This is a genomic window from Arthrobacter sp. ISL-48, assembly GCF_018613805.1.
GTDB lineage: Bacteria > Actinomycetota > Actinomycetes > Actinomycetales > Micrococcaceae > Arthrobacter.
This window is the reverse complement of sequence record NZ_JAGGPL010000021.1, coordinates 83433-110266: the sequence shown is the minus strand read 5'-3', so window position 1 is coordinate 110266 and position 26834 is coordinate 83433. Positions and strand designations below refer to the sequence as shown.

Sequence of the window (26834 nt, the reverse complement as noted above, 5' to 3'; positions counted from 1 at the left end):
AACGGTACCAACGGGAGTTAGGCGGCTAACTGTTCGGTGATTTCCTTGGGTTGGTTGATCCACGCTGGTCCGGGGAGCGCGAGGATTTTGGGATCAGTGGTTGTCGTGAAGCGTTCGGGGTGTTTTGCACGGGCTGCAGCGAGGGTTGCCGAGCGTTCTTTGGCGACGCCGGAGGCGTGGCCGTAGTTGACGTTCGCGGGGGTGTGGAAGCCGATTCCGGAGTGTTGGTGGTGATGGTTGTACCAGTCCACGAAACCGCTGATAAATGCCCCGGCGTCGTGGACTGAGGGGAAGCGTTCGGGGAATTCCGGACCGTATTTCAGGGTCTTGAACGGCGCCTCGCTGTACGGATTGTCGTTGCTTACCCTGGGTCTGGAGTGGGATCTGGTGACCTCCAGGTCCGAGAGCAGCGCGGCGACGGTTTTGGAGGTCATGGACGTTCCCCGGTCCGCGTGCACGACCCGGGGGATGCCGTGGATCCCGAAGATTCCCTTCATCATTTCCACGGCCAGCATCCCGGATTCGGTGGTGTGGACGTGCGCGCCGACGATGAACCTGGAATGGATATCGACCATCATGTAGCAGTCGAAATACTTTCCCTTGACCGGGCCCGCGAGCTTTGTAATATCCCACGTAAACACTTGGCCCGGTGCAGTGGCCACCAGCTCGGGAACCGTCCGGGGTGGGTGTGTGGCCAGCCGGCGGCGTTCCTTGACCTGCTTGTTTGCCTCCAGCACCCGGTAAAACGTCGACAGGGACCCCAGATAGATCCCCTGATCCAGCAGCTTCGTATGGACCTGCATGGGTGCCAGGTCCACGAACTCCGGTGAGTTCAGCGCCGCCAGGATCTCCGCCCTCTCGGCGGCGGTGAGCTTGTTCCGCGGCACCACCGGCGTCTGGTCCCGCGGCAGGGCCGGTTTCCGGTTCGCGGTCGTCCTGGAAACACCGGTCAATGAAGCCGCCCGGCGTGAGGGAATCTTCAGGTCCAACATCGACCGGTAGGTGGCCATCAGCGCTTCCTGGACCGGGGCCCGTCCGGCATATCCTCTGAGGCGCTCTCTAAGAACGCCTGTAGTTTTCCCATCAGATCCAGGGCTGCCTCGGTCTTCTTCAACCGGCTCTCACTCACCTCTAACTGGCGGCGCAAACGCGCGTTCTCGGCCTGGTCCGCGGAGAGTTTCCCGATCGATTCCCCGGCCTTCTTCCCGGCCAGGACGCCGGCGTCACGCAGCCGCCGCCACTCGGTCATCTGCGAGGAATACAGCCCCTCCCGGCGCAGGAAAGCACCACCCTCATTGCTCCCGCACGCCTTCTCATACGCGGCCAAAAACTCGAGCTTCTGGGCCGGGGTGAACGACCGTCGAGGCCGCGGACCACCGGCCCGCGGACCGGAACCACTACTACTACTACTACTACTACTCACAGCACTATCTTCTCGTACTGCACTCAAAACTGGACTGGACATGATTACTGGATTCCTGGCTCTCGCCCGACGCGATTAAACGGACTTGCTATGAGCCGTTGGTACCGTTCCAGCCTGACACGTAGGGTGACGGCCTTCGCGACAGTGTTCCGGGAAATACCCAGCCGCGCCGCTATAGACCTCATCGACTCACCCTCGGCAACATGCAACCGCCGAATAAGCGCCCAATCCTCCACTGTGATCACCCACCCAATCGTTTGGAATAGGTGGCTCAGTTTTCAACCATCACAATGGCTCACTTTTCGACCGTCACCGACAGAACTCCGGCTGGCCATTACAACTTGGATCGAAAAAACTTACCACCGCCGGCGACAGGCAAGACGGCTGGGAAAACTCACGCCCCTCGAATATGAAACAATCAACCGGACCGCGCTCACAGCGGACTAAGACCCCGAGTCAACAAAAGCCGGGGCAGTCCCTAACTCGCACCCATACATGAGGGTTAGAGTGTCCTGATGCTAGAGCAGGAAAGGCAAATGATGGGGTATCAGGCCGGACTCACGGAATGGATGCTCAGCTACAGGCACGTTGATGTCGGAGAGGGCCTGCAAACCCGGTAACCGTGATGCAAGGCGGAGTCGGCCGGCAAGTCTAAACATGACGTTGGGCGAGCCAGCCGCCTCAGACCACTCGATTGAATCTACGCCTTCCTTAATCGTCTGCACGTCGCCAACTCTTATCGCCGCCATCACAATCGTGTCTAGCACCGTCAATTGACCGGCGGCGGGAATTCGTATTCGTTCAGCCTCCAACTGCCCGAGCGCGGTCTCGTAATTGCTAGCGTGCCTACCTGAAAACGATCTGCGTTCCAAATAACGTGCTGCCTCGACGCTTTCGAGGTGGAGCATGTACCGCAGAGCGCTTAGCCGCATTCGTGGGGGCACTTCCGACGAAAGAATCGGATACAGGCGACTTCGTCCAGACTTAGGATCCTCAGCGATAGCGTCTAAAGCCGCACGCCGAACTACGAGATCGGCACGCAAGAGGTCGTAGTCACCTATGTCATGTTGCAGATGCCGAAAGGAGGCAAGCGCCTGGTCAAGCTCAACTGCTGCTGCCGTAGTAAATCCGTGCAGCTGCAGAACGTGTGCGCGCGTCTTACGCCCCTGAATTGCTGCACGAAGCGACTCAACGTCCTCGCCCTGCGCTTCCTCAATCCAGGATGAAGTCCATGCGAGTGCCGTCAGGGACTCTGCGTCACGAAAAATATTGGACCCTAATTCGAGAAGCCAGCGTCGTCGTCCCATTCCACCTGAAGCAGCATCAGGTATGACCTGCATGGCGTTGCCGAGCATCAGCGGCAGGGCTAACAGGTCCCCCATGGACCAAGATTTTTCTAATTCCCCTAAAGCGGTATCCGGGTCATCGGATAGTCGACATGTAGTAGTCGACAGGCCCCGCCCCGCTCCACGTGCCATGAGTAACATGCGGCGCTCTGCCGAACTCGCAAGCTGAATAGTTAGTCGTGCCGGTCCTCGGGTACGGCTCCTCACGGATCTATCCCGGCCAAGGGGTCTCGCTCGGCTCTTCGGTTTGAGCTCCGCAAAGTCAGCTGTCGCCGCGTAGAATCCATCAGCGAGGTCAATCAGCCCATCCGCGCGCAGCAGTGCGGATTCGATTAGGCCAAGAACAATTGAATCCACCTGATCAGTCCCACCTAGGTCTATAGGAAAACCTCGCTCCGACGCGAGGGTAGCCAGTGATGCATCGACGCGTTGCAAACGGCTGTCAACAGCCCTTGCGCTGAGTCCCAAGTCGGATTCAATGACGGATCTTGATATTTTCCGTCCCTCGAGGGACGCCGCGCGCCCCCATGCAAGAGCGTCTGATACCGGGCAGAGATGCCGCTCAACTAGCGCAGCCACTGCATGACGAAGGCTCCGCGCGCAGGCAACGGGATCTGACTTCCACACTTCCTGGACGATCCGAGGTGGCGGTGGCCGACGTGCCTCAACGACATTGAACTGTTCCCACAGCCATCGCCGGATCAAGCCAACATCTGAGACCGAAATTATCGCTTTCGTTCGTATCGTAGATCGCTGGTAAACAGCCTCGTCAGGAAGTCCTGCCGGTTCGTGCAACGATTCGCCTCCTACCGTGACTCGCTCATCAGGGATATGGGGTCATAGTCTTATGAACGAAAATCGCAAAAGTCCCCAAGAAGAAGAACGTAATCTGCGGATCGCAAAATGGATTGTTTTCGGCCTTCAGACCGCTGCCGCCATAGGATCAATCATTTATCAGTTTCACCAAGCATTCTGAAGCCTCCGCTTCTGGTCCAGCACTACTAAGGTATGGAGCGATAGGCCTCATGTGCCTACAACATGTCGGCGGAAGGAGAAGGCCGGTGCTATCCTCTTCGGTCGGTCGAGGCTCTACGAATCGCTCCGTCAAGAGCTTTGGCGGTTGCAGCAACAGTGAATCGCGCTGCGGCTGCCCGCGTCCGTGAAGCCTGAGAAAGTTGGTCCATCTCCCCCGGCTTGGACAGTAAGTCGGCTAGAGTGCCAGCAATCGATTCCGGCGAATTGCTCGCGTGAATAACAAAGTCACCGCATACCTCATCTACGGATGTTCCTGGCAATGCGACTACGATACATCCGTTTGCCATCCCCTCAAGCGCCGGCAAGCCGAAACCTTCAGCCGTTGAGGCGACACAGGCAATTTTGGCGGAGCCATATAGCTCGGCCAAGGACTGGTCATCAATGCCCTGGTGATGCTCAAGCCAACCACCACTGCGACCCGCGCCGATCAGGTGAAGCACCTCCGCCGTGTACTCAGGGTAGAGAGTGCTCGGCGACCCAACTATGCATGCACGGAAACTCCGGTCACGCTCCCAACAATGCGTCCACGCTCGGAGAAGGGTGAGTTGATTCTTGCGTGGCTCAAACTTGCTTACATGAATGGCATCAAGCGATTTATCTCGGGGTGCACGCAAACTGGCGGAAACAATAGCAGGATCCGGAAAGAGAGGGAGCATCTCAAGTTTGTCAGCCGCGCCTGGGTAGTGATGAACGATACTCCGGAAAGATTCATCCGAGACTGTCAACAGTGCCGACGCCTTCTCCACAGAAAGGTCATAATATGCCTTGTAGAGTCTGGCGGCCTCCTCGCCGGCTGGGATAGTAGCGCTATCCAAAAGGGCCGTCACGACTCGCCTGACGCGCGCATGACCGAACGTTGATTCCACGTTCCTCATATCAGTCAGTTCCGTTCCAGTCTCAAGCGGAAACGTGTCGTGCAAAATCCGCACCTGAGGGCACTCGGTCCACGGTGAATTGTAGAATTGGGGAGCAATTAGGCAATCAATCTGAAGTGATTGAAGAAATGTATCTAAGCCGTAAAGGTCCTCGTCTGACAACAACGGCGCACCGTATTCAACCACCTCCGCGCAAGGAAACTGTTTTCGGAGAACCTCTCCTGGACCGAAAAGCACAAGTTCGACGGAAACTTGGGATAGGGCCACAGCGAGCAACCGCGTGACGCGGGCCACGCCATTGTCACGCTGCCTCCTGGCATCAAGCGCAACACGAGTCAGCATGTTCCCCCACCCCTTATATCGAAAAACCTACATAGATCACGCTGGTCCATGCCGAGACGTTATCTCAACCCACGCAATTTCGTGCCAAGGCACGCGATTAGAGGACTATGTAGCATTCCCTTTACTCAAGCGCCGTTAACCCACGCCTGACCAAGACGTGCGGATTCCCCGCCGAGCTCCGATTTGAAAATAGTCTCAGATGACAGTGTCAGCGACCCCGTATTCGCATCGACGTCAAACCTACTCAGCTTGCCGCTACCCAGTCCAGAAGCTGCGCGCTCGGCCAAAGCTGGCGCATTAGCTGAGCAGCATGACTGCCATAAGTGGTCGGAGTAGAATGTTTCGATTTCACGATCGGGAACGAACCTTCCGCCGAACTCCAGGTCGGTTTGCCGGCCGGGCCTGAGACTTGCCCTCCTAGTCATGGCTGTGGTTCCGCTGGCAGTTGTCGTCGTTCTGAATAGTTCCGCATCATTGGGGGGAAGCATAAGGCCCAGCACTCGTCTATCAGCGTCAGGACAAGACATGGGGCTGACGCCTCAAAGCAGATAACGGCGCGGTCATCGCGGATGACGGCACCCCGGCAATGAAACCGGAGCCGACGCAGGTTGGCCGACGCAGCCGGGGACAGGATCAGGCTGCAGACAGAAAGTCCGGCACCTCTCAAACAGGCAAAAACTGCGTCCTCGGCAGCCTAACTACAGGGAGCCGAGCTCGACGGGCGGGTCCGGGAGGACACAGACGTAGAAGCCGTTCGCTGACGAGGGCATCGGTCCGCACCCCGGGACCGCGCTGCGGCATGCAAGACCGTACGCCCGCGCAAGGACGTCACGTGAATACGGTTCGTGCACCCCATTGGTATTCAGGGCCAATCCGGGGGTGAATGGCAGAGAGCTGGCTGGAAAGCCCCTTAGTCGGGCTCGCCCTACATCCTGGAGCCCCGACAAGACGAGCTTGAACACTAATCTTGAAACATGTCGCTGCTACCTACGTATGAGAATTTCGTTAGTGAATATGCCGCAGCGAAGCCGACAACACAAATACCGCCAGAAGCGGCGTGGGCGATGTACGAAGGCGAAATTCTAAGAATCACCCGGGAAATGCAGGCAGACGGCACGGTTTCCAGGGCGGCGCTACGGGAGGTCCTGGCACACGAGTCGGTACGAACACACATGGGTCAGGACTGGTATGAAGCCAACATCCGCTCCATCGGACCGGCCTCGCGGGGTTACCTCTACCCTGACACGGAAGGAACGGCCGCGCGACTAATCTCCAGACACCGTGTTCAACAGCTGGGCATGCGACTTCATCAACTCCAAGCTCACCCTTGGTTCGACAGGTTTCTTAGCCATATGTCAACCAGCCAGCTTTCCGGATCCGCTTTCGAAGCCGACATCCTCACGGCCCTCATGGCTATGCCGGGGCAGGTCGTCCGAACGGAGGAAGCGGGCAAACGTGGCCAGGACTTCGACATTTCTGTAAATATGGGCACCCGCAGAATCCCCGTGGAAGTAAAGACCAAGGATGATGACACACCGTTCAGCGAACGGACCGTGGTCAAAACCGTCAAGAAGGCATCCTCGCAACTACCTGTGGGCGAGCAGGCTGTCCTTTTTCTTCGTATCCCGGCAGCCTGGATAGGCCCCGGTCTCGACGAGCCGTATACGGATGCACTTTTCGACGCGACGCGGCAGAGCAGCAAGATTGCCGCTGTCATAACCGTCGTTGACAAGACCCACATTCATGAGGGGACCTCAAGAGGCAGGGTGCACAGGCACTATCAACCTTTCAAAAGCCCGAACGGTGCTGAAGATCTCTGGAAGTTCGCGCTGACGTTGACTCAGTTCCTCGAACTAGACCTCACCCTTTTGGCCCCACGCCTTCCATTCTGAAGTCCGTCTCATCCCCCTGATCCTGCTTCGCCGCATGCTGCGCCCGTTAGACCGTGGTCTGATCAAACTCTCTCGGGCCGGTGCCTGGAGCAACTTGTGGGAACACAACACGGGCTCCCGTACTCCAAGTGACTGGGGCCGAGGGAGAACCTCACCTGCGTCAAGGTCCAATGGGCAGACGCAGTGGGGAACCGTTTACAGTAATAGTGGGGCCACGTGCCTGGAGGCTCCCGGCACTCAATCTTGGGCAAATCTTGAGCAAAAATATTCCAAATTGCTTGCACCGTCGGGTATTCTGGTAGCTATGCTGACGGCAATCATCACTGAAGCAACTGCCCCCTTACCTCGCGACGTCATGGGGCCCCTTGTAGAGCCCCACGCTGCCCGCCTCAGTCAGGTGCTGCTCGAAGCGCTCACCGCCTTCAACCGGGCCGCTGACTCGTCCCCGGCAGAATTCGCGCAGCTCGGGGCGGCAGCGCGCGGACTTCTCGTCGCGGATTTCGTGCGGGAACCGGCACTGAGAATCTTTGGGGGCGTTTGGGACGCTGAGGTCGACCTTCGCCACGGCTATCCGTGGGTGAGCCTGAATGGCGGCAGAATCCAGATCCGCTTCAGGAAACTGGGCCGCGACCTAAGCCTCTCCCCGAGTGACAGTGCACGGTCCAAAATGCTGTCCTTCCATTTAGGGGAACCCTGCCTCCCGGGCCTGGAACCGGCTACCGTCCTGACAGCGGGGTACGTGCTCGACGAAACCGGCATCAAACCAGAGCGCTTGGCACTTGTGTGTCATGTCGGTACCGTCCTTCACTACGCAATGGACCTGCCAATGATCGGCGCGGTCCAACCGGCCCCCGAACAGATCCCGGTGTTCCCGTTGTCTGCGCCCCTCATCCGTTCGGCGCAAGGGGCAGCGAAGTTGCGCCTGCCAGGGCTTCAAGGCGGATCGCAATGAAGGCAGGTGCGCCGCGGATGGTCACCCTGGTCCGGGAGTCCAAGGGCTGGACCCAACGCGATCTATCGGACCGGCTTGAAATGACGCAGGGGTTGGTTTCCAAGGTGGAGAACGGCCTGATTGCGCTAACGGGTGACAAGCTCGAGAAGGTCGCGGCCGTTCTGGACTGCCCCGTAGATCTGCTGATCGACGAGCATCCGGTCCGCGGCCTGGAAGTGACGTGCCTTCACCACAGACGTAAGGGGTCACTCATGCCTGTAGGAGTGAAAAAAAGAGTGGAAGCCCTGACCCATCTAACCCGTGTGAGCGTAGAAGGATTTTTGCGGGGAATCGATATTGCGACGGACGAGCATCTGGAACGCCTTCCCATAGAAGAGTTTGAGGCGGGGGCAGAGGAAGTTGCACAAGTTCTTCGTGCCCGTTGGAGAATTCCGAGCGGACCGATTACAAACATGGTCGCGCTGCTTGAGGCTGTAGGAATACTTGTCGTGATCCGTCCTCTCGGGACGCACGCGCAGGACGCCGTTAGCACGTGGCCACATGAAATCGGAAGACCTCCGATCATGTTGGTGAATTCTGGCCTGTCAGCAGATCGTCAGCGGTTCACCGTCGCGCACGAGCTCGGTCACCTCGTCATGCATGTTATGCCAGGGACGGAGCAGGAACGGGAAGCGAATGTGTTCGCCGCTGAGTTCCTTGCGCCGGCCGAGGAAATCAGGCCGCAACTAGAGGGGCTGCGGCCCAGCGATTTCCCCCGTCTGGTGGAGCTGAAGGCCCAATGGGGTCTATCGGTCGCCGCGCTCATTCAAAGAGCCAAGGATTTGGATTGCATCACCGACAAGCAATTCCGGGATTTCAGGATCAAGCTGAGCAGGATGGGCTGGACCACGCGCGAACCCTTAAACCTGCCTGAGGAGCGGCCGCAAACACTCGACAGCGTCTTGGAGGTCCACCGTCGAGACCATCACTACAGTGTTGACGAGCTCGCCGCTATCGCCAAGATGACGCCTCAGGCACTGTGCAAGTACTATCCAGCTGCTTCAGAGCAGCCGAAATCGACGACACTAAGGCTGGTCAAGTGATGCAAGAAGGCGAAAACGTCAACGATCCGATCCTTACGGAAAGTGTCTTGCCCGGCCTGGACAACAGCGTTTTCATACAGGCTCCCCAGGCTCGTCACGATCTCGTCCGGGACCTGGTCGTAAATGAGAGCATGGGCGTCGTCTACTCCCTGGATCCTGGGAGGCGGAGACGCAATCGCCAGGCTGAAACCCGCGCCATCGTCGACTACACTCGGCACAGGGCGCCGCGAGCTCCGATCATGGTCGACGCAAATCTGTACTCCGGCAGGAACCGCAAAACCGGAAGCCAAGGCCTGACAGCGGGCTGGACGGACTTTCAACAGACGGTGTGCTCCCTCCCCTATGCCCTTACCGATTCCGGTTACATCGGTGAGCACGACGTTGCCGCACTCGATACCGTGCTGGCGGCGGCTGACAAGCTCACCGGCCGGGTTGTCACGGTGCTTCCCCTGCACTGGAAATGGCTCACGGAGCACCTGGACGTACTGAAGGCGCGCTTGGAAGCGTTTGGTCGGCCTGTGGCTCTGGCCCTGGAAAACAAGACCGATCCGCTTGGTGAAAAAGGGGCAGCGGCCGGGCTCTGCTCCCTCATCGCTACGGGAGTGCCGATACTCCTATTGCGCTCAGACACCTCGGCGATAGGGGCGCTGGCATACGGAGCCTGCGGAGTTGCCGTCGGTACCGAATCGGGTCTTCGCCACGTATATCCCATCGTGAACGGTAGCGGAGCTCCCGCCATGACAAGCATTCTCGTCCCGGAGCTTCTCACGTATTACACGCTCGATAAGGTAGGCGACGCCATCCAGCTGAACCCGGATCTCAATCTGTGGACGTGCCGGTGCCTCCACTGCGGTGGCCGCCGCCTCGACTGGATCCGTTTCCATGGCGCGGCCGCTGATCAAGCTTTCGGGCATTCGTTGAGCAGCTTGTCGGCGCTGGCACGATCGATTGCCGCCACACCGGCAAGCCTCCGCCCGGAAGCCTGGACGGAAATGTGCCAAAACGCTCAACTCGCCCACTACCAGATAAAGAAGGTCAACGAAGAGGAGACCTGGGAAGGCAAGAGCGTGCTGAGGGAATGGTCTTTGGTTACGCCGACACGGACAGGCGCATAACAGCAGGGGTACAGGCCCTGGCGAAGAACAGTTCCTCAAAATAGCGGTCGGAAACCGACCGTCTGGCTCGAGGATGCCGTCCGGCGCGTCCGCGCACCTGGAGTTCAACGTTGCCTGCTTCAGCGTGGACGACAGTCAGCCCGGCGAGATCGGCTTCCATGAGGCGCATGGAACTGCAAGCCTTTTCTCGGTTTGCGCCCGTCAATGCCATGACCTTGCCATATCCACTGAGTGACACAGCTGCATTCAACGCCGATTTCCACTTGTGAGGGATCACAAACCCCTCCACTCGAAGGGGTGACGAGGGTGGCTGTCCGGGGTCCTCTAAGGGCCAGCTTTCCCACATGGACAGGATCGTCGCGTCCAGCTGCGCGTCCTGCCCGGCAGTTAGTCGCGCTGCGGCTCCTGGAAGCCACTCAACGACCGGGAAGACCAGGAAAGAGGACACACGTTGGGCCGGCAGGACTGCACCCGTCCAACCGGCCTTCGCTGCGGCCGCCGTGGCAACTTCATGCAATCCGTCCATAACAGGGATCCAGCCTTTCATTTCCCGCCACTCATATCAACATGGAATCCTGTACCGGCCCGGAAACAAGCGCCTCAGGAATGATGACCAAGGACTTGGGATGCCTCGTGGACTGAGCAACATAGACCCTGCCCGTTTCCTTGATGGCATGTGCGTCCAATAACTTCCTGGGAATCACCACCTGGCCCGAGGCGACAACACTCCTCACCGGAGCGGCACCCAGTTCTCCCGCTTCGGGGGAGACCAGGATTCCCTCCGGTGCCGACTCGAGTCGGACTCTTGTCCTAGGCTGAATACCTGCCGCTTTCATGAGGCGCCTTGGTAGACAGACCTGGTGGTGCCGTGTGAGAGCCCGGGGGCCGACAGGCGACTCAATGGGCGCGACGGGGTCCATTCTCATACTGGAATTCTATTAGAAATAATAGAATTGGACCAGGGGCACCCTCTCATCCCCCGCATTGGCGAGCAACGGGGCCAGTTTCGAAACACGGCGCTGAAGTGCGCCGCTGATAAGTTCAGGTCATGCCGTATTACGTCCGGGGCGAACTGATGACCTCGCACCCCGAATTCACCAACGAGGTCAGCAAGTACTCCACGACCAGCCTCCTTGAGCTGATCGGGCTGGTATGCGCGAAGTATGCAACCTGGGAGGAGTGGACCGATCCCAGCGGAGGAAACCCGCCCCCGCCTTCAGACGTGAGCCCGTGGGCTTTGGCGCACATCGCACGTACGGCGATACTGCACCGGAATGAACGAAAACGCGTACCGGAAGCTCGGGACCTCATCCGGCTTTGCGGGCTGTACGTCCACATCAAAGAACCAGTCCTCGCATACCGCGAGGAGGCCGACGCCTTACTCCGCCTCGGAATCAGGCTGACCCAGGAACAACTCCCCTATCAAACCGATCCCTCAGTCGACCTCGCCCGCATGGGTGCATTGCTATGCAACACCCGCTTTCCGATGGATCGGACGCCGAAGTTCTTCACGCCTGGGTGGGATGAGCAGATACTCGGCATGCCCCTGAAGAACTACATGAACATGATCTACACGCTTTGGGCGTTTGCCGTCACCAACAAAGGCCAGTTCCGCCTCCAATGGCTCAACGAGCCGCAACACCAGTTTCTCGCCGACTACTTCCAAGTCGACTCCGCCCATGGTCCGTTCAAGAGCGACTGGTCCCTTCATATCGAGGATTTTCCTGCCGCGAACGAAGCCCTGGCCCAAAGCGTGGAAGACGGATACAGGAAGTATGAGGTCAACCCGCTATGGACACGCCCGTTTGTTGGCCTGCCGGACGGACGGTTTATAGCCCCAGTCTCCCAACTGATCGTCAGGAAGGCGTCGCCCACGGGCATCTTCTACTCGGTCCCTGAGGCCCGCCGAAACCAGTTCGCCGTGGAACTCGGATACCTGTTCGAGGAGTACGTAGGCGACAACCTCAGACTCATCCCGGGCGCAGACGTGATCAAAGAAATAATGTACAACCACATCGGAAATCAGGGCTCCTGCGCCGACTAAATATGCGTCTTGCCGGAAGTTGTGGTGGTCGTCGAATGCAAAGCCATCCGGCCACGGAGGGACGTGACGATCGGTACACAGTCTGCCGCCAACAAACTGCGAGACGCCATGAAAAAGGGATTAGCGCAAGTCGCTACGACAATTCAACGCATCAACGAGGGACACCCTGCATTCACATTAATTCCTCGGGACGGCCCCGTCGTCGGGCTGCTGGTCACCCTGGACCGGCACTGGGCTTTTGACACAGCCGGTGGGCGAAGCGCTCTCACGGACCCGCTCAGCCCTATCGATATCGTGAGCTCATCACAACTTGAAAACCTCGTGATTCTCAAGTCCTCCACTTTTGGAGGCGCAGTAATCGAGAGCCTGAGTGCTGCTGGCCTTCACATGAACCGAGCGTTCGGGAATGCCGGCGACGGCGAGAATCCCCTCCTCATCGAGGGGGAAAGGTCAGTAGGACTCGGACCGTAGCTTTCGCTACGTGCTGGCAGAGTCACCTCATAACTGCCCTGTCAGCCGGTCATAAGGCTTCCCAGGTAATATGACCTGCGGTGCTGTATGCCAGGCAGTGCGGGTAGCGCCCCATCCCGAGTCCATTTGTCGCATATACTTTCGAACAACCGAGGGGGTTGAATGACGTATGCCTGAGTCCGTTACCCAGATAAGGAAGCGCGCTGCCGAAGCAGCGGCCCGAGTCTTGAACGAGCATTGGGCTGATGAATTCGGGGAATGCCCGCTCCCCGTAGATGCTACAAGGGTCGCCGAGTTAATGGGCGCGGAGGTTTTCTTGGCGGACCTGAGCCACGAGCCAGGAAATCTATCCGGATTCGTATACATCCCGCCTGCAGGCGAAGGGCCAGCGCAGATCACCATCAATTCTGAGGACCATATTCACCGGAGACGTTTCACGTGTGCCCACGAGCTCGGACATACGCTGGATGTTCGTAATGACGACAAGTCAGAACATGGTTTCGTAGATCGCCGTGATGACCTAGCTTCTCAGGGAACTGATAGCCGGGAGATATTCGCAAACGCCTTTGCATCTACACTGTTGATGCCCAGCGACGAGGTCGAGTACTACGCCACGGAATTGGACGTATATTCGCTGGCACGCAAATTCAAAGTGTCAACGGAAGCTATGGTGCACCGGCTCAACGTCTTGGGGCTCCGAGCCCGTGACTGATCCAGAACTTCACGTAGTGCCGCGAGATGCCGCGCCCTCGGAGCAACTTCAGGAAACGAAGGATCTCCAAAAGCGGGTGAAGCGAAAGACGCCCGTCGATTCAGACTCCGAAGCAGATGATGCAGCCAAGGCTCACGTTCAAGGACTCGACGCGGTTGTTCCCGGCGTCGCCGCCCTCCAGGGAGCCAGGCATGTCATGCCGTTCATGTCCTTCCTGGCTCAGTACGCGGACAGGATATACCCGGATATTAAACCCGAACGGCGCATGGCCATGGTGCGCCGGAAGCATAAGGGGTGGATTTACGTCTGCGGCCTTCTGGACGGCATCCTCCAACTTGTTCTTGTCGCCGCAGTTCTGGCGGGCCCCCTTGTCCTGGCGTATATCGGCCTCAAGCAAACGCTAGGCTTTTAAATCTGTCAAAGAGACGGCCTACCTCGTCCCTGACCAGTTCGAACACGAGAAGCTGGAAGCCGAGGGGTGGGTAACGCTCCATGACAACCTCGTGATTCATCCCAAAGAGGAGTGAACCCTCCAGTGCTGCGGGAGGCACTTCTTGGCGTCGCCCCGGCAGTCCACCGGAGGGGGTGATGAAATTTGACGCACGAATCACTGCCGTTGAAGACGGACGGTGTTCCTCATCTCTCCAAAAGATTCCCGCACTGGATTTGCAGACCAACAGCTACGAAGAGATCCAGGAGACGGCGTGCAGCGCCGAAGCCACCCACCTGCGCTGATGCCCGGAAGACCTCACTGTAGACATCCACTTCCAGTTCATTTCTCCGGGCTTCTGTAGGACGCAGCCACCAACGCTCGCTTAAGCTCCATCAGATGGCGATCCCGATTCGGGAAGAGGCAGCAGGAACACGTGATCGGCGACAACACTATTCTGCGGCGTTTATGTTCAGTAGCCGGGTTCGGCGGCACTCGAAGATGGGCGTCTTCGCGCTTCACAACCATGACGTTGCCGCTGGTAGAACTAGGGGATCTGGCTGCCCGGTACATTACAGATTCCAGAGCTCCCCCAGAAAATCCCCGAGCCACCACAGTTCACCGTAAGGGCCGGAAAAAACTACTGCCGCATCATCGCGCATCAGGTTATGACCCTGCACCGTTGCAAGGACCGGCGGTTAGCCCCGGTATCCCGCGCAACGGTGCACCCACGGGATTCGCCGGACCCCGTATGAGGCACCCGACTCGCCGCCGCCAGGATCCTCCCGCGCGCTGTTATCCGGGCCATAACTGCACCACGGGTGCTGCCGGGTGATAGAAATAAACAGACACCGGACCAGAACCGCGAAGACAAATGCAGTTGGCCCGCGGATCGCAGGCCACAGCTGCCACTATTGGGGGAAGCGACACACAATGGCATTAAGCAAAGGTAGAAGAAGAAATCTCGTTCGCAGCAGGTGGATCAGGGCAGCTGTCTCAGTAGCATTCGGGTCCTTCGGGGTGGGCTTCATCCTCATGCTCGCCCAAGCGTTTCGACCCAACCTGGTGTCCTACTTGATTGCTTTCGTCATAATGGCCGGCATCCCCTTGGCCATCCTCGGCATTCTCAACAGGGTGCCTGCAAAGGAGATGCCGAAACCGGACCCGGACACGCTCATCAACATCGCCGGACTGCTGGTCACCTCTGCCGGTTTCAACCTCATCCCCGTGTGGAAATGGCTCAACGAGGCTCTGCAAACCGCGGATGGCTGGCTTAACGTACCGCTCCCGGAGCCTGACTTTTCCCTGCCCAACCTGGTTTTCACCTGCCTGGCGCTCGGCTTGTCCGTCGTAGCACTCTTCCGGGGTCTGTCTAACCCGGGTCAGAAAATCGTGCAGGCCAGGGCAACGATCGGCTATCTGCAGCAGACTAAGACGGATCTATTGAAGGTTGTCCGGAGGACGGACGACTCACCGGGCCTTAAGAACTTGCAGTCTGACCTGTCGAAACGAAGGTTTGCGATGAACCCAGAAGAAGAGCACGAGCAGCTGCACCGGATCTTGAGTGCGTATCTGCGGGGGTTGCGGCGAAGCGGCGATGTTTCCGCGGGCACGGGAAGCAAGGCTTAACCGGGAGCGGTGCCAGGCGCCGGCAGGCCGCGCATTGCGGTAAATGCGAAGAAGTAGTTTCAGATCAAGAAGGAACGTGCTTTGTCAATTCTTTACGGAGACGACCCCCTCAACGCGGACCACATCGACATCCTGGGCCGGGAAAGGATAGTCAAGCGGGTCGTGTCCTCCCTGAACGTCATTCGAAGCAGAACGCCCAGCGCGGTCGCCGCTCTCGTCGGTCCCTGGGGCAGCGGCAAAACCACACTCCTGGCTCAGGTCGAAGATGTCTTGACGGGTGACGGGGAGTGGCAGGTCGCCAGATACAACCCCTGGTCCTACCCTTCTCTTGAGACTGCCGTGCCGGCGTTCTTTTCCGAACTCAGAAATGCTTTGCCGGCCGGGACAAGAGGATCTAAGGCCCGAGAGGCAATTGGCGGCTGGCTGTCGAGGCTCGCCCCCGCGGGAGACTTGAGCAGTGTTGCCGGGCCAAACTTGTCTGGCCCGGCGCAGGTTATCGCTGACCTGGTCACAGGTGACCGCAGTCCTGAGAAACTTCGGGCCGAAGCGGAGGAGCTCCTTCGAGAACTCTCCACCCCGGTCCTCATGCTCGTTGATGATCTTGACCGGTTGGGCCCGGACGAGCTTCTCATGACATTCAAACTTGTCCGTCTGCTCGGACGGCTGCCCAACGTCTACTACTTGTTGTCCTATGACGAAAAGACCCTAGAGGACCTCCTCATGCGGACAGGCCTGGTAGCTCAGGACAAGAGCCGTGCACGCGAGTACATGGAAAAAATGGTTCAGCTGCGGCTCGACATCCCCACTATGCTCCCTGACGAACGATTGACTCTTGTCAACGCCGTCTTGGACGAGGTACTCGGCAACCACCGCATGCGACTCTCTGCGCGCGATTTGCGGCGCATGAGCGTCGGCTGGCAAAAATGCCTGGACATCTACATCAACCAACCACGCGCGGCTAAGAGGCTCTTCACCCAGGTCGACGCAGCCTGGACGGATGTGGAAGGCGAGGTCGACTTCGTCGATTTCGTCCATATGACTTTCCTGCGAACGTTCGAACCAAGGGTTTACGACCTTGTCGAAAGGCACTCAGATGAACTTCTTTCGGCCGGTGCCAGTGTGTTGGGCGTCAAACCCAAGGAAACCCACGAGCAGCGTTGGGACCGTTGGATCAAGAGCATCACCACCGAGGGCGCTCGGCATCCCAACAAGGTTGCGGACCTCCTCGCTGAATTGTTTGTTCCTCTGCGGAGCGCGAGAGACAAAATGGAGTTCGGGAGCGCGGCGATGGCTGATATAGCCAACCGGCGCGGAGTTGGACATCCTGACTACTTCTACCGGTACACCCAGACTGGCGTTCCGGTGCAGGATATCGCCGAACGCACCGTTCTAGCCTCCCTTCGAGAACTCCGCGATGATGCGCCAGGTCCTGCTTTGATTAAAGTCGAGGCCAAATTGAAGGAAGACCCTCAACTGGTTGTGTCAAAGATTTTGCGCAACAGCCCAGGGTCGGAGTTGCCGGCGGAGGGGCTGATGAAGTTACTGGCCCGGACCTACGAAGCCATGGGTGCTAAGGAACACGGAATTCAGGCATCCCGTCCCTCGTGGGTCGCCCTAAACCTTGCCGCGCACGTGCTTTCGGAGACACCGGACGACGCGGTCGCGTTGATAAAGGCCTCCACGGAATCCGCTGAGGGCCTCACACTTGTATGTGATCTTCTCCGGCAACAGATGCGTGCAGTCTCAGAGGATCAGCATTGGCGAGACCTAATCGACAAGGTACGCACGCACGTTGCCGAGCTTATTCAGGCGGATTTGAAGGCCGCATTTGCTCCGACAGCGGACGGGCGGGACCTGGAGAGAGCCTTCCGGAACGTTTATGCCTTGCGGGATCTCACCTCTGAAGCAGAGGTCCGGGATCTGCTGTGGGCGCTGATTGACCGGGAAGCGACCTGGAACGTCGGAGATGTCCTCGCCGCGATCCTCCCGCTCGGGATGGGCAGCACCGGCGAGGATGAATGGATAACCGTTGGTGACGTGGAAGCCGAGACGGTGGAGTGGCTGCTAGGCATCGAGAAGGTGGCCTCCATATTGGACGTCTCCCCGGCGCCCTATGGTTCACGCCGGAGCGAGGCGCGCTTCGACAACCCGCCCACCCTGGAGGAACGCAAACCACTAGCTTTGGAGGGCTTCAGGCACATTCTCTATTACTTTCGGAACCAACAATCCTGAAACCACACCTTGGCCTGTCACAGCATCGGCGGCAGGCTTTTCTCCGTGAAGCTGTGGTTGGATCGGGCATCGAGTACCCGCCGGGCACAAGGAACTCGATCCTGTACAGCCTGGACTTCGACACCATCTACCCGAGTAACGCATTTTCAGAGTCCGTAAAAGTCCCGGCATTGGCCGAAAGCCATAGCTACGGAAAACAAAAAGGAAGCGTGGACGCCAGATGCGTCCACGCTTCCTGTTCCCTGACAGGAACTCAGGCAGCGGCATCGACTGCGGCTGGCTTCTTGAGAAACAATGCCACCACCAGGGCGGTGGCGAGGCAGAGTGCGGCGTTTACCCAGATGGCCAGGGTGACGCCGCTGAGTACCGCTGGCGCGTCCGAGGAGCCGAGGGAGACGAGCTGGGCGGTGAAGATGGCGCTCATGATCGGGATGCCCATGGTAATGCCGATCTGCTGGCTCATGGTGGCCAGGCCGGTTGCAAGTCCGGCTTCGTCTTCAGGAAGGCCGGAAGTTGCCGTGACCATGAACCCGACGATGACGACCAGGTTCGCGACGCCCCCAACGAACGTCGCGACCAGCAGCAGGATAATGGCGGCAGGGTCGCTACTGAGCACGACCAGGGACGCGGTGGCGATGGCCTGAACGATGAAGCCGTACACAATGGCACGCTTGTTACCGACCTTGGCAATGACCTTCGGACCCAGGACACCACCAAGGACGGTTCCGAGACCCAACACGGCGAACGCGAGTCCGGCCCCGAGCGGGGTGTATCCCAGCACCCGCTGCAGGTACAGGGTCAGCAGGAACACTAGGGACGTTTCGGTGACGAAGGCCAGGATGCCGGCGATGTTTCCCCATGCGACGGTGGACCGCTTCAGGATGGCCAGCGGGACCAGCGGGAATTCAGCCCGGCGCTCGACAGCGACGAAAGCGGCGAAGAGGACCACGGCGGCGGCCAGCGAGCTGAGGGTCAGCGGGTCGGTCCAGGAGTTCTCAGCAGCGTGGGTCATGCCGTAGACGAGGGCGAGCAGGCCCAGGGTAACAGTGATGGCGCCGGGCACGTCCAGACGGGTTTTGGCGGTGGGCCGGCTTTCTGCCAGGACGACCGGGGCGATGACCAGTACAGCGACCGCGACGGGAATGTTGATGAAGAACGCCCAGCGCCAACTCATCAGGTCAGTCAGCAAACCGCCGAGGATTGCTCCGGTGGTGAAACCGGCGGCCATCAGTGCGCCGTTGAGGCCCAGTGCCTTGGCCCGCAGGGGCCCTTCCGGGAACGACCCGAGCAACAGCGACAGGGCAGCAGGAACAACAATGGCTGTGGCAACGCCCTGTCCTACCCTGGCGATCAGCAGCACGGCCGGGTCGATGGCGAGCCCGCCCATCAGTGAGGCGGCTCCCAACAGTGCCATGCCGATGAGGAACATCTTCCGGCGGCCTGCCAGGTCAGCGACGCGGCCAAACAACAGGGTCAGGCCAGCTGCGCAGAGCGAGAATGCTGTCGCGATCCACTGCAGGTTCTCGAGACTGAAGCCGACATCTGAGCCGATGGTGGGCAGGGCGACGTTGAGGATGGAGAAGTCGACAGCAAGGGTGAAGCTAGCTGTGAGCAGAACGATCAGTGCCAGCCGCTGACGGCCGGTCATCCGCCTGTCTGGGGCGGTTTCTGCGTGAGCTTTAGTGGCGGGTGGAACGCCGGGTCCTGTGGTGACATCCGGTTGCGTGGTCATAGGGTGATCCTTCTCTGGAGACGTAGCCGCCAGCGGGCGGCATCTTCACAACTCCACATTCACCCAGCGCGCGCGGATCAACCACACCCCCTCTTGCCTACCACTGGCAGTGACAGGCGGAAACGTGTCCTAGCGTGCTTCGGTGCAGTTGTCATGTCACAAGAATCAATGCGACGCCGGGTTTAGGGTGTCACTGGCAGGGACAGGACAGGGCCGCGGAAGACCGGCAGAATAGGCGCATGAGTAATCTAAGTGAACTTGGGGAGTTCCTTCGCGTTCGAAGAGCTGCCCTACAGCCAGAGGACGTCGGCCTTCTCAATTACGGCATCAGACGAGTACCCGGCCTCCGCCGGGAAGAACTGGCCATGCTTGCCGGGGTCAGCAACACCTACTACACCCGACTGGAGCAGGGCCTTAGCAACAACGCCTCCGAGGCGGTCATCGACGCCATCGCCCGGGCCTTGAATCTGAATACGGATGAGCGCGCGCACCTGTTCAACCTTGCCCGGCCCGGCACGACCAAAAGGCGCACCTTGACCAAGCCCGACAAGGTCAGGCCGGGAACATTGCGCCTGATCCAGTCGATGTCCAACACACCGGCAGTCGTCCTGGGACGCCGCAGTGAAGTGCTGGCGTGGAACCGGATCGGTCACCGTCTTGTCGCCGGCCACCTGGAGTTCGCCGCGCCCGAAATGCCCTCAACCAGGCCCAACATGACCAGGTTGTTGTTCCTTGACCGGCACACCCGTGAGCTATACGCGAGCTGGCTCGAAGAGGCCACCCGGGCTGTATCATCACTGAGGCTGGTGGCAGGCCGCGCCACCGATGACCCGGAACTCGCGTCCCTAGTCGGTGAGCTGACCATGAACAGTGAAGAGTTCGCCAATTTGTGGGCCCGACACCCGGTCGAGAACTGCATGTCCGGGCTGAAGTACATGCACCATCCCGAAGTCGGCGATCTTGAGCTGAACTTTGAGGTCCTCACTCCCCCGGACGAGTCCGGACATCGGATTCTTATGTACACGGCTGATCCTGGAACCCCTGCTGCCGAAGCCCTTCAGCTGCTGGCTTCCTGCGAAGCAGGCGTGATCGAGGAAACCGAACACGCTCCATCCAGGTAACCGCAGCTCCATAACACCCGCGCCGCCACGGCGACCAATCGCAGCTGCCCACCGTCCCGACGCAAACGGGCGGTGGGCAGCTTTCGTGGCTTTCTGTACCAAGATGACTTCATATCCTGCTGTCCAGGGGAGGATGACCATGGCTGAGAGCAAAGAGGAAACATGGCTCGCCGGGCGCAGCGAAACGCCCGAAGAAGCGTTGCGCGCCGGGAGCGAGCTGTCGAAGATCTTCGATTCAATTGACTCGTTCTACGTCGACGGGGCCATCAAACTCCGCGCCGTGGAAGCCCGTTCTTGCTTGGGCGGGGACGACAAAAGGACGAATGCTTTCCCTTTGTCCCTTGCCGTGACCCGGAACCTTTTGATCGCTATCGACCATCTTCATTCGCTTCGCGTCGCTGCAGATTGCCAACTCCTTGCACCCTTATGCCCCGTTCACTCTCGTTCGGGGCAGTCTTGAGGGCGCCATCAATGCCCTGTGGCTGCTGAATCCGGAGCAACGCAAGGAGCGAATCACCCGGTACGTGCTGGCTTCCCGAGCTGATGACAGGGACCAGGACACCATGGCCTCCTGTGTCGAGGAACCACCGGCAACCTCCAGGAGTGAATGGATCGAAGCCCTCATTGCCGAGGCTGGTTGGGACCGGTCCCGGGTTCTCGGCGGCGTCCCTTCATTCGGCTCCATCGCGAAACCCGTTGACGGAGAAACGTGGTGCGATGCGGAGAACATCGGGGAGCTAGGCTGGCGAATGTGTGCAGCGGAATGGCCCATGGACGTGAATGGGCCACATTGGACCTCTTGCATCGGCAGTTCCTGCGTGAAGTCGCGAACGGCGTATCTGAGGTTCGTCTCACGGCAGGAATGAGCGATATGTCTGTGATGACCCAGCTCGCCTACTCAATGCTGACCGAGGCCGTGAAGCTGTACTCGACGCGGTCAATCAGGCACTACTGACAGCGGTCAGAACAACCGGAAGGCCCGATCCAACTGGACCAGGCCTTCCGTTTGAGGTCTATTCAGGCGACCTTCAACGGGCTTTGCGCGCGTTCAGGCTGGACTGGTTTGGGCCGGGGGCGCGCCCAGCGGTCCATGACGGGCTTTTCCACGAGGGCGTACAAGGCCCATCCGCCCAGCAGGGTCGCCACGAAGAAGCCGGCAACGACCAGCCAAGCCACCGGTGTCGGATATACCTCGTTGCCCAGCAGGATGCGGCCGTAGAAGATCACGACCCCCTGGCATAGGTAGAACCCGAAGGAGATGTTCCCCAGCCAGAGCATGGGTTTTGAGCCGAGGAAGCCTGTGCGGCCGGCAATATCCCTGGTCGCAACGGTGCAGATGATCGCTGCGACCGGAATGATGGTGGCCACATTGAAGGAGTACACGAACGGGACCACCATCGCTGCGACGTACCCGGCTGCGCACAGGACGAGCGTGTGCCACATCTTCAAAGGCACCCAGCGGCCGGACAGGACGATGCGAGCCAGGATGGAGCCCAGGATGAATTCGAACAGCCGTGCGGGCGGGAAGATGTACCCGAACCAGAACTGTGCTTCGGAGATCGGGGTCAGTGCTGAGACGGGGGTGGCGGGGATCAGGTACGTGGTGACCAGCTGTACCGCGATCATGGCACCCACAATCATCCAGGCCCAGGCCCACAGCCGGTTCCCTGGAATCTTCCGGATCGGCACCATCAGCAGCGGAAACAGCAGATAGAAGAGCAGTTCGCTGTTCAGTGTCCACGACGGGGGATTCACCGCGACGTAGACGGAGGCATCCGGGATGAACGAGTTGACCAGGAAGAGGTTGCTGATCCATCCCGGCGGAGGGTTGATCGCGGCCGCGAACAGGATCATCGACAGAACCCACATCGCCAGATGGTTGGGGAAGATCTTCAGGAGTCGACGGCGCCAGAATTGCCGTTTCGGCTCGCCCGGCTGCGATGCCCAGGCCAGCAGGAAGCCACTAAGGACGAAGAAGAAAGAGACACCTACGTACCCGGCTTTGCTGACCAGCCATTCCAGCGTGGATCCGAGCTGGTCGTCGGCGAAAGGGTTGATCGGGTCGTTGGGCGGGATGGGCGAGTTGGACAAGGTGATGTGAAAGAAGAACACCAGCAGTGCAGCGAAGAACCGCAGCCCGGTCAAGGACGGCAGTTTACTGAGCCGGGGATGCGCGGTTGTCGCTTCCGGGACCGGGGCGGTCATGAGCCACTTCCTGCAGGGAGTTCAATGCCGAGGCTGTGGGTGAAGTAGTTGGTCGGATCCCAGCTGGCCTTGGCACGCTGGAGCCTGGGGTAGTTGCCCTTGAAGTACAGGGTCTGCCAGCCCACGCCGGAGCTGTTGTGATCCGGGCTGGCCACGTCGACGTCGGGGTAGTTGATGTAGCAGCCATCGAACTGGTCGCCGGGTACGGGGACTCCGCCGGTGGTCTTGAACATCCCTTCGTACGTTTCCCTTTCCCAACCAAGGTAGAAGTTGTCATCAGCCGCATCCGGCCAGAACGTTTGCAGGCAGAATTTGAACGCCGACTGGCGCTGGGCGTTTGCTGTGGCATCGGGGGCGACGGCGTTGACCTGCCCGCCAAAGGAGAACAGGACGAGCATGGTGTTCGGGTTGGTGAAGTCGGGCCGGCTCATCTGGCGGTACAACACCGCGATCTGGTCATCGGTGAACCTTTGGTTCAGATACGCAGATTTGTGGGCGCCGCGGCTGGTGGGGTTGGTGATGACCGGGTTGTCCGTGCCCACGAGCCTGGTCGCTTGCAGCCAGGGTATTTCCCGGGTCTTGAAGAACTCGGGCATGGCCGGGATCTCGCCGTTGGGTTTCTCCACGGGTTCGGGGGTGACGGCCACCCCTTCCAGGATTGCGGCAACGTAGCGCTCCATGACGCCCTTGGCATCCGGGGATGCTGCGTCAATCTGGGTGAACATGCCCAGGCTTCCGTGGGCTTTGGAGCTGACGTTGAACAGGCTGCTCAGGTGGGATTCAGGGGTGCCGGGTTGACGGTACTTCTCATGCCAGGCACCGAAGTTGGTGATGAGCCGTCGGAATTTGGTTTCATCCAGTTGGTCCCATGGGATGGAGATGGCGCTCACGAGCACTGTGGAGGGGGCTTTGATGAGCTGATCGGCGGGGTCCTGGCTCCGGGTGCCCGGGGACCGGAACCAGTACTTGGTGACGATTCCCCAGTTTCCGCCTCCCCCGCCTGTGTGGGCCCACCACAGGTCACCGAGCTCACCCTCGTCATCACGGGTGGCGGTCACGGTCCGGACCTTGCGGTTGGCGTCGACGGTAACGACCTCAACGGCGTAGAGGTGGTCCACGACCAAGCCATAGGAGCGTGAAAGGAGGCCGTAGCCGCCACCGGCGATGTGTCCGCCGGCGCCGACGCTGTAGCAGATGCCGCCTGGGACGGTGACGCCCCAGTTCTTGTACAGCGTTTCGTAGACATTCATGAGGCGTGCGCCCGGCTCCACAGCGAAGGCGCCCACCTTCTTGTCGTAGTAGACCGCGTTCATCGGGGAGACATCGAGGATGACCTGGATGGAAGGGTTGCAGACAAAGTCGGCGAAGCAATGCCCGCCGCTGCGGACCGAGACCTTCTTTCCGGTGCGTACGGCTTCCCGGACGGCGTCCTCGGCGTCCTTGGTGCTGGTGATCAGCCGGACGTAATCGGGGTTGGAGACGAATCGCTGGTTATTGCCCGTCATGAGGTCCGCGAAGCGGGAGTCCCCGGCTTTGACGACGGAGCCATCAGGTACGACAGCGGAACCGGTGGCCGCATGGACCTGCGGGGCGTTGGCGGTTCCGATTGCGGCCAGCGAGGCTGCCGCGAGGGTGCCTGCGGAACCGGCCATGAAGAAGCGGCGGCCGATGCCGCTCTTTTCGGTGGTGGTCATTACTTGGATCCTTCGCGTTGGACGGTGTTGTTCGGGTGCAGGGTGATTTCGGCCTTGGGAGCAACGAAGTAATGCTGCACCGAATAGGAGATCGTGGCGAAGTCCTCCACGCCCCTGCCGGTGAAGTCACCGGCGACGATCCGGGCGATGGACTCCCCGGAGACTTTCCATTTCAGGAACAGGCCCTTGGCCAGGTCCACGGCCTTGTAGTAGTAGGCGCCTTGCCAGGGTTCGGGACCTCGCAGTCCGATCAGGAATTCATCATCGCCGTCCCCATCGAAGTCGCGGCACATGACGGTGTGGCCCGGTCCTTCGCCGTTCTCGTTCGGGTCCCCGTAAATGTCCAGCAGGTGCCGGGTCCAGCCGGCAGCCTCCGCGTCTCCCCCGCTGCGGACATACACGGCAACGGTGTTGCCGTGAAAAGGTTCGATGGCGGCGACGTAGGCCAACGGGTCATCGCCGATGCGTCCGCCGTCAACGTCTCCGCTACCTTTGAACGTTGTCTTCTCGAACTGGCTTTCCTCGCCGTCGCCGATGTGCTCCCATCCCCATTGGCCGTTGTCCTGGTCGTAGTAGAGCCAGGTGACGCCTTCATCGGAAGCCATGAGAATCGAGTCCAGCGGTGACCCGGTAATGAGTCCACCCTTTTTGGCGACGCCGTGGATCATGCGGAAGTCCGAGTCGGAGATGATTTCCTTGTCCCATTCGGCGCGGGGGTCATCGGTGGGGGTGAAGAGCACTACGGGCAGGACCGCGTGGACGTCTTCGACAGCGACGATGGGGAATCCGATGATCTGGATTTTGTCGGTGCGGGTGAAATGGCCGACCCGCAGGCGGTGCATGCCGATGGCGCGCCCGACGTAATGCCGTTTCCAGTTTTCGGTTGCTTCCGAGGGGTTGCCGGGGTTTTCGAGCCAGTCGATCTTCCCGCCTTCAGGGTCGGCGTGGTGGATGGTCCCGCCGGGACCGTACAGCTGGTAGCAGACGACCAGGTCTGTTGTGCCGTCGCCGGTGATGTCACCGAAGTCCATTCCGACGGGTTCTTTGATTTTGTCGAGCACCAGCTTCTTTTCCCAGGTGGGGTTCTTGTACCAGTAGATTTCTCCGACTTTGAGGCCGTAGCCGACGAGGTCGGGTTTTCCGTCGCCGTCGATGTCGGCAGCTTCGAGCCAGTAGCCGTCGCGTAGGAAGTCCGTGACTGTTTCTGTCCCGAAGGATGGTTCGGTGACGTCCAAGGTCGGTGTGGTCTTGGGCAGTGCCGGTGAGGTCATGAGAGTCCCTTTCGTGTCAGTGCGGGTGCGGGTGAAGGTGTTAGTGCGGTTTCTGTTGTTCCGGAGGGTGGGGTGTTGTTGGTTCGGCGCAGCAAAAGTGAAGCTGCACCCATGAGCGCGACGGCGGTTACGGCCAATCCCGCCCCGACCCACACGGGTGAGGACAGGCCAAGCCCGGCGGCGATGGTGGTCCCGCCAAGGTAGGCGCCGATGGCGTTGCCGAGGTTGAAAGCGGAGATGTTCACCCCGGAGGCCAGAGTTGGTGCCCGGTGCGCGAAGGACAGGACGCGGGTCTGCATTCCGGGCACTGCCGCGAATCCGACTGCCCCGAGCAGGAACAGTGTCACCGCGGCGCCCCACGGGTTGTGGACCGTGATAGTGAACACCAGCAGAACAATGGTCAGGGTCGAAAGGAGGACCAGCAGGGACTTGTCCAGGTTTCCGTCCGCGGCCCGGCCGCCGATGATGTTTCCGGTGAATAGCCCCGCGCCGAAGACGACCAGCATCCACGGCACTGCCTCGGCCGGCATCCCGGCCAGAGAGGTAAGCATCGGTGCGATGTAGGTGAAAGCACCGAACATGGCCCCGAACCCGAAAACGGTGACCAGGATGGACAGCCATACCTGGCCAGACGTGAAGGCCCCGAGTTCACGGCGCAGCTGACCCGGTCCACGTTGGGCTGCGTCCTGGGCCGGGACATAAGCGACCAGCCCGGCAAGGGCAATCACCCCAACGACGGTGATCGCCCAGAACGTGGACCTCCACCCCAGCTGTTGGCCCAGGAATGTGCCCATCGGCACTCCGAGAACGTTCGCGATGGTCAGCCCGGCGAACATGATGGAAATGGCTCTGGCTTTCCTGTCAGGGGTGACCAGATTCGAGGCCAGCACGGCCCCGATCCCGAAGAACGCCCCATGGCACAACGCCGCTACGACCCGGCCTGCGAACATGGTGGCGTAGTCGCCGGCCACGGCGGAGAGCAGGTTTCCCAGGATGAACAACACCATCAGGGCGCACAAGACTGTCTTGGGTCGAAGGGCCGCAGTCGCGGCGGTAACCAGCACCCCGCCGACGGCGACGCTCAACGCATAGCCGGAGACCAGATGACCGGCGACCGGAATGCTGACGGCGAAGTCCGCGGCCACCTCTGGCAACAGACCCAGGATGACGAACTCTGTGAGGCCGATGCCGAAACCTCCCAACGCGAGGGCGAACAGGCCCAAGGGCATCT

General features: G+C 59.9%; 22 protein-coding genes and 2 pseudogenes. 14 read left to right on the top strand and 10 right to left on the bottom strand.

What is annotated here, in order from left to right:
* Positions 1–17: 17 nt before the first annotated feature.
* Positions 18–1423, bottom strand: a protein-coding gene (locus J7E83_RS17840; protein ID WP_214964905.1) for an IS3 family transposase whose coding sequence is annotated in 2 segments (ribosomal slippage) — positions 18–1084 and positions 1084–1423 — 1407 coding nt in all. Because the reading frame shifts where the segments join, the coding sequence is not laid out codon by codon here.
* 128 nt (positions 1424–1551) lie between these two features.
* Positions 1552–1668, bottom strand: a pseudogene (locus J7E83_RS21280) (helix-turn-helix domain-containing protein); the annotation flags it as partial.
* 73 nt (positions 1669–1741) lie between these two features.
* Between J7E83_RS21280 and J7E83_RS17830 the strand changes: the two are divergent.
* Positions 1742–1870, top strand: a pseudogene (locus J7E83_RS17830) (IS3 family transposase); the annotation flags it as partial.
* 71 nt (positions 1871–1941) lie between these two features.
* Here J7E83_RS17830 and J7E83_RS17825 read toward each other — a convergent pair.
* Positions 1942–2805 carry a hypothetical protein gene (locus J7E83_RS17825; RefSeq protein WP_214964901.1) on the bottom strand — a complete coding sequence of 288 codons (864 nt, stop codon included), beginning with the start codon at positions 2803–2805 and terminating at the stop codon, positions 1942–1944.
* 1028 nt (positions 2806–3833) lie between these two features.
* Positions 3834–5021 carry a glycosyltransferase gene (locus tag J7E83_RS17820; RefSeq protein WP_214964899.1) on the bottom strand — a complete coding sequence of 396 codons (1188 nt, stop codon included), beginning with the start codon at positions 5019–5021 and terminating at the stop codon, positions 3834–3836.
* Between the two features lie 974 nt (positions 5022–5995).
* Here J7E83_RS17820 and J7E83_RS17815 point away from each other — a divergent pair.
* The 4 genes from J7E83_RS17815 to J7E83_RS17800 all read left to right on the top strand — a co-directional run bounded on the left by J7E83_RS17815 (position 5996) and on the right by J7E83_RS17800 (position 10062).
* The gene (locus J7E83_RS17815) at positions 5996–6913 is read left to right on the top strand and encodes a hypothetical protein (protein ID WP_214964897.1); all 918 of its coding nucleotides are present in this window, start codon (positions 5996–5998) and stop codon (positions 6911–6913) included.
* A 304-nt stretch (positions 6914–7217) separates the two neighbouring features.
* Complete coding sequence (locus J7E83_RS17810) at positions 7218–7865, top strand: hypothetical protein (protein WP_214964895.1); 648 nt, start codon at positions 7218–7220, stop codon at positions 7863–7865.
* Positions 7862–8947, top strand: a complete 1086-nt coding sequence (locus J7E83_RS17805) for an ImmA/IrrE family metallo-endopeptidase (RefSeq protein ID WP_214964893.1) — start codon at positions 7862–7864, stop codon at positions 8945–8947. Before J7E83_RS17810 ends, J7E83_RS17805 begins: the two co-directional genes overlap by 4 nt.
* The gene (locus J7E83_RS17800; RefSeq protein WP_214964892.1) at positions 8944–10062 is read left to right on the top strand and encodes a hypothetical protein; all 1119 of its coding nucleotides are present in this window, start codon (positions 8944–8946) and stop codon (positions 10060–10062) included. Before J7E83_RS17805 ends, J7E83_RS17800 begins: the two co-directional genes overlap by 4 nt.
* Here the strand turns inward: J7E83_RS17800 and J7E83_RS17795 are convergent.
* Positions 10037–10588, bottom strand: a complete 552-nt coding sequence (locus tag J7E83_RS17795; RefSeq protein ID WP_214964891.1) for a hypothetical protein — start codon at positions 10586–10588, stop codon at positions 10037–10039. The genes J7E83_RS17800 and J7E83_RS17795 overlap by 26 nt on opposite strands.
* 522 nt (positions 10589–11110) lie before the next feature.
* Between J7E83_RS17795 and J7E83_RS17790 the strand changes: the two genes are divergently transcribed.
* The 7 genes from J7E83_RS17790 to J7E83_RS17760 all read left to right on the top strand — a co-directional run bounded on the left by J7E83_RS17790 (position 11111) and on the right by J7E83_RS17760 (position 17580).
* Positions 11111–12106, top strand: a complete 996-nt coding sequence (locus tag J7E83_RS17790; RefSeq protein WP_214964890.1) for a hypothetical protein — start codon at positions 11111–11113, stop codon at positions 12104–12106.
* A gap of 63 nt (positions 12107–12169) precedes the next feature.
* Complete coding sequence (locus J7E83_RS17785; protein ID WP_214964889.1) at positions 12170–12577, top strand: hypothetical protein; 408 nt, start codon at positions 12170–12172, stop codon at positions 12575–12577.
* Between the two features lie 169 nt (positions 12578–12746).
* Complete coding sequence (locus tag J7E83_RS17780) at positions 12747–13289, top strand: ImmA/IrrE family metallo-endopeptidase (RefSeq protein WP_214964888.1); 543 nt, start codon at positions 12747–12749, stop codon at positions 13287–13289.
* Between the two features lie 76 nt (positions 13290–13365).
* Positions 13366–13701 (top strand): hypothetical protein, encoded by a 336-nt coding sequence (locus tag J7E83_RS17775; protein WP_214964887.1) that lies wholly within the window; start codon positions 13366–13368, stop codon positions 13699–13701.
* A 176-nt stretch (positions 13702–13877) separates the two neighbouring features.
* Entirely contained in the window at positions 13878–14024 is a 147-nt protein-coding gene (locus J7E83_RS17770) for a hypothetical protein (RefSeq protein ID WP_214964886.1), read from the top strand.
* A gap of 760 nt (positions 14025–14784) precedes the next feature.
* Positions 14785–15348 carry a hypothetical protein gene (locus J7E83_RS17765; RefSeq protein ID WP_214964883.1) on the top strand — a complete coding sequence of 188 codons (564 nt, stop codon included), beginning with the start codon at positions 14785–14787 and terminating at the stop codon, positions 15346–15348.
* 81 nt (positions 15349–15429) lie between these two features.
* Positions 15430–17580, top strand: coding sequence for a P-loop NTPase fold protein (locus tag J7E83_RS17760; protein WP_214964881.1), 2151 nt, complete (start codon positions 15430–15432; stop codon positions 17578–17580).
* A 253-nt stretch (positions 17581–17833) separates the two neighbouring features.
* Here J7E83_RS17760 and J7E83_RS17755 read toward each other — a convergent pair whose 3' ends face one another.
* Entirely contained in the window at positions 17834–19228 is a 1395-nt protein-coding gene (locus J7E83_RS17755) for an MFS transporter (protein ID WP_214964960.1), read from the bottom strand.
* Positions 19229–19551: 323 nt separating this feature from the next.
* Here J7E83_RS17755 and J7E83_RS17750 point away from each other — a divergent pair, with 323 nt between their 5' ends.
* The gene (locus tag J7E83_RS17750) at positions 19552–20433 is read left to right on the top strand and encodes a helix-turn-helix transcriptional regulator (protein ID WP_214964879.1); all 882 of its coding nucleotides are present in this window, start codon (positions 19552–19554) and stop codon (positions 20431–20433) included.
* A 139-nt stretch (positions 20434–20572) separates the two neighbouring features.
* Positions 20573–20893: a hypothetical protein gene (locus J7E83_RS17745; RefSeq protein WP_214964877.1), complete on the top strand. Its 321-nt coding sequence runs from the start codon at positions 20573–20575 to the stop codon at positions 20891–20893.
* A gap of 557 nt (positions 20894–21450) precedes the next feature.
* Here the strand turns inward: J7E83_RS17745 and J7E83_RS17740 are convergent.
* The 4 genes from J7E83_RS17740 to J7E83_RS17725 are packed head-to-tail and all read right to left on the bottom strand — an operon-like array spanning position 21451 to position 26832.
* Positions 21451–22638 carry an acyltransferase gene (locus J7E83_RS17740; protein ID WP_214964875.1) on the bottom strand — a complete coding sequence of 396 codons (1188 nt, stop codon included), beginning with the start codon at positions 22636–22638 and terminating at the stop codon, positions 21451–21453.
* Positions 22635–24332, bottom strand: coding sequence for an FAD-binding protein (locus J7E83_RS17735; RefSeq protein ID WP_251044050.1), 1698 nt, complete (start codon positions 24330–24332; stop codon positions 22635–22637). Before J7E83_RS17735 ends, J7E83_RS17740 begins: the two co-directional genes overlap by 4 nt.
* The gene (locus J7E83_RS17730; protein ID WP_214964873.1) at positions 24332–25603 is read right to left on the bottom strand and encodes a VCBS repeat-containing protein; all 1272 of its coding nucleotides are present in this window, start codon (positions 25601–25603) and stop codon (positions 24332–24334) included. Before J7E83_RS17730 ends, J7E83_RS17735 begins: the two co-directional genes overlap by 1 nt.
* On the bottom strand, positions 25600–26832 hold the full coding sequence (locus tag J7E83_RS17725; protein WP_214964956.1) for an MFS transporter: 1233 nt from the start codon (positions 26830–26832) through the stop codon (positions 25600–25602). Before J7E83_RS17725 ends, J7E83_RS17730 begins: the two co-directional genes overlap by 4 nt.
* Positions 26833–26834: the final 2 nt, after the last annotated feature.

Excerpts from the sequence above, each read along its gene's own strand:
- J7E83_RS17790 (WP_214964890.1), top strand. The coding sequence starts at position 11,111 with ATGCCGTATTACGTCCGGGGCGAACTGATGACCTCGCACCCCGAATTC.
- J7E83_RS17750 (WP_214964879.1), top strand. The coding sequence starts at position 19,552 with ATGAGTAATCTAAGTGAACTTGGGGAGTTCCTTCGCGTTCGAAGAGCT.
- J7E83_RS17780 (WP_214964888.1), top strand. The coding sequence starts at position 12,747 with ATGCCTGAGTCCGTTACCCAGATAAGGAAGCGCGCTGCCGAAGCAGCG.
- J7E83_RS17755 (WP_214964960.1), bottom strand. The coding sequence starts at position 19,228 with ATGACCGGCCGTCAGCGGCTGGCACTGATCGTTCTGCTCACAGCTAGC.
- J7E83_RS17770 (WP_214964886.1), top strand. The coding sequence starts at position 13,878 with ATGAAATTTGACGCACGAATCACTGCCGTTGAAGACGGACGGTGTTCC.
- J7E83_RS17740 (WP_214964875.1), bottom strand. The coding sequence starts at position 22,638 with ATGACCGCCCCGGTCCCGGAAGCGACAACCGCGCATCCCCGGCTCAGT.
- J7E83_RS17735 (WP_251044050.1), bottom strand. The coding sequence starts at position 24,332 with ATGACCACCACCGAAAAGAGCGGCATCGGCCGCCGCTTCTTCATGGCC.
- J7E83_RS17820 (WP_214964899.1), bottom strand. The coding sequence starts at position 5,021 with ATGCTGACTCGTGTTGCGCTTGATGCCAGGAGGCAGCGTGACAATGGC.
- J7E83_RS17825 (WP_214964901.1), bottom strand. The coding sequence starts at position 2,805 with ATGGGGGACCTGTTAGCCCTGCCGCTGATGCTCGGCAACGCCATGCAG.
- J7E83_RS17745 (WP_214964877.1), top strand. The coding sequence starts at position 20,573 with ATGGCTGAGAGCAAAGAGGAAACATGGCTCGCCGGGCGCAGCGAAACG.
- J7E83_RS17810 (WP_214964895.1), top strand. The coding sequence starts at position 7,218 with ATGCTGACGGCAATCATCACTGAAGCAACTGCCCCCTTACCTCGCGAC.
- J7E83_RS17795 (WP_214964891.1), bottom strand. The coding sequence starts at position 10,588 with ATGGACGGATTGCATGAAGTTGCCACGGCGGCCGCAGCGAAGGCCGGT.
- J7E83_RS17805 (WP_214964893.1), top strand. The coding sequence starts at position 7,862 with ATGAAGGCAGGTGCGCCGCGGATGGTCACCCTGGTCCGGGAGTCCAAG.
- J7E83_RS17725 (WP_214964956.1), bottom strand. The coding sequence starts at position 26,832 with ATGCCCTTGGGCCTGTTCGCCCTCGCGTTGGGAGGTTTCGGCATCGGC.
- J7E83_RS17730 (WP_214964873.1), bottom strand. The coding sequence starts at position 25,603 with ATGACCTCACCGGCACTGCCCAAGACCACACCGACCTTGGACGTCACC.
- J7E83_RS17815 (WP_214964897.1), top strand. The coding sequence starts at position 5,996 with ATGTCGCTGCTACCTACGTATGAGAATTTCGTTAGTGAATATGCCGCA.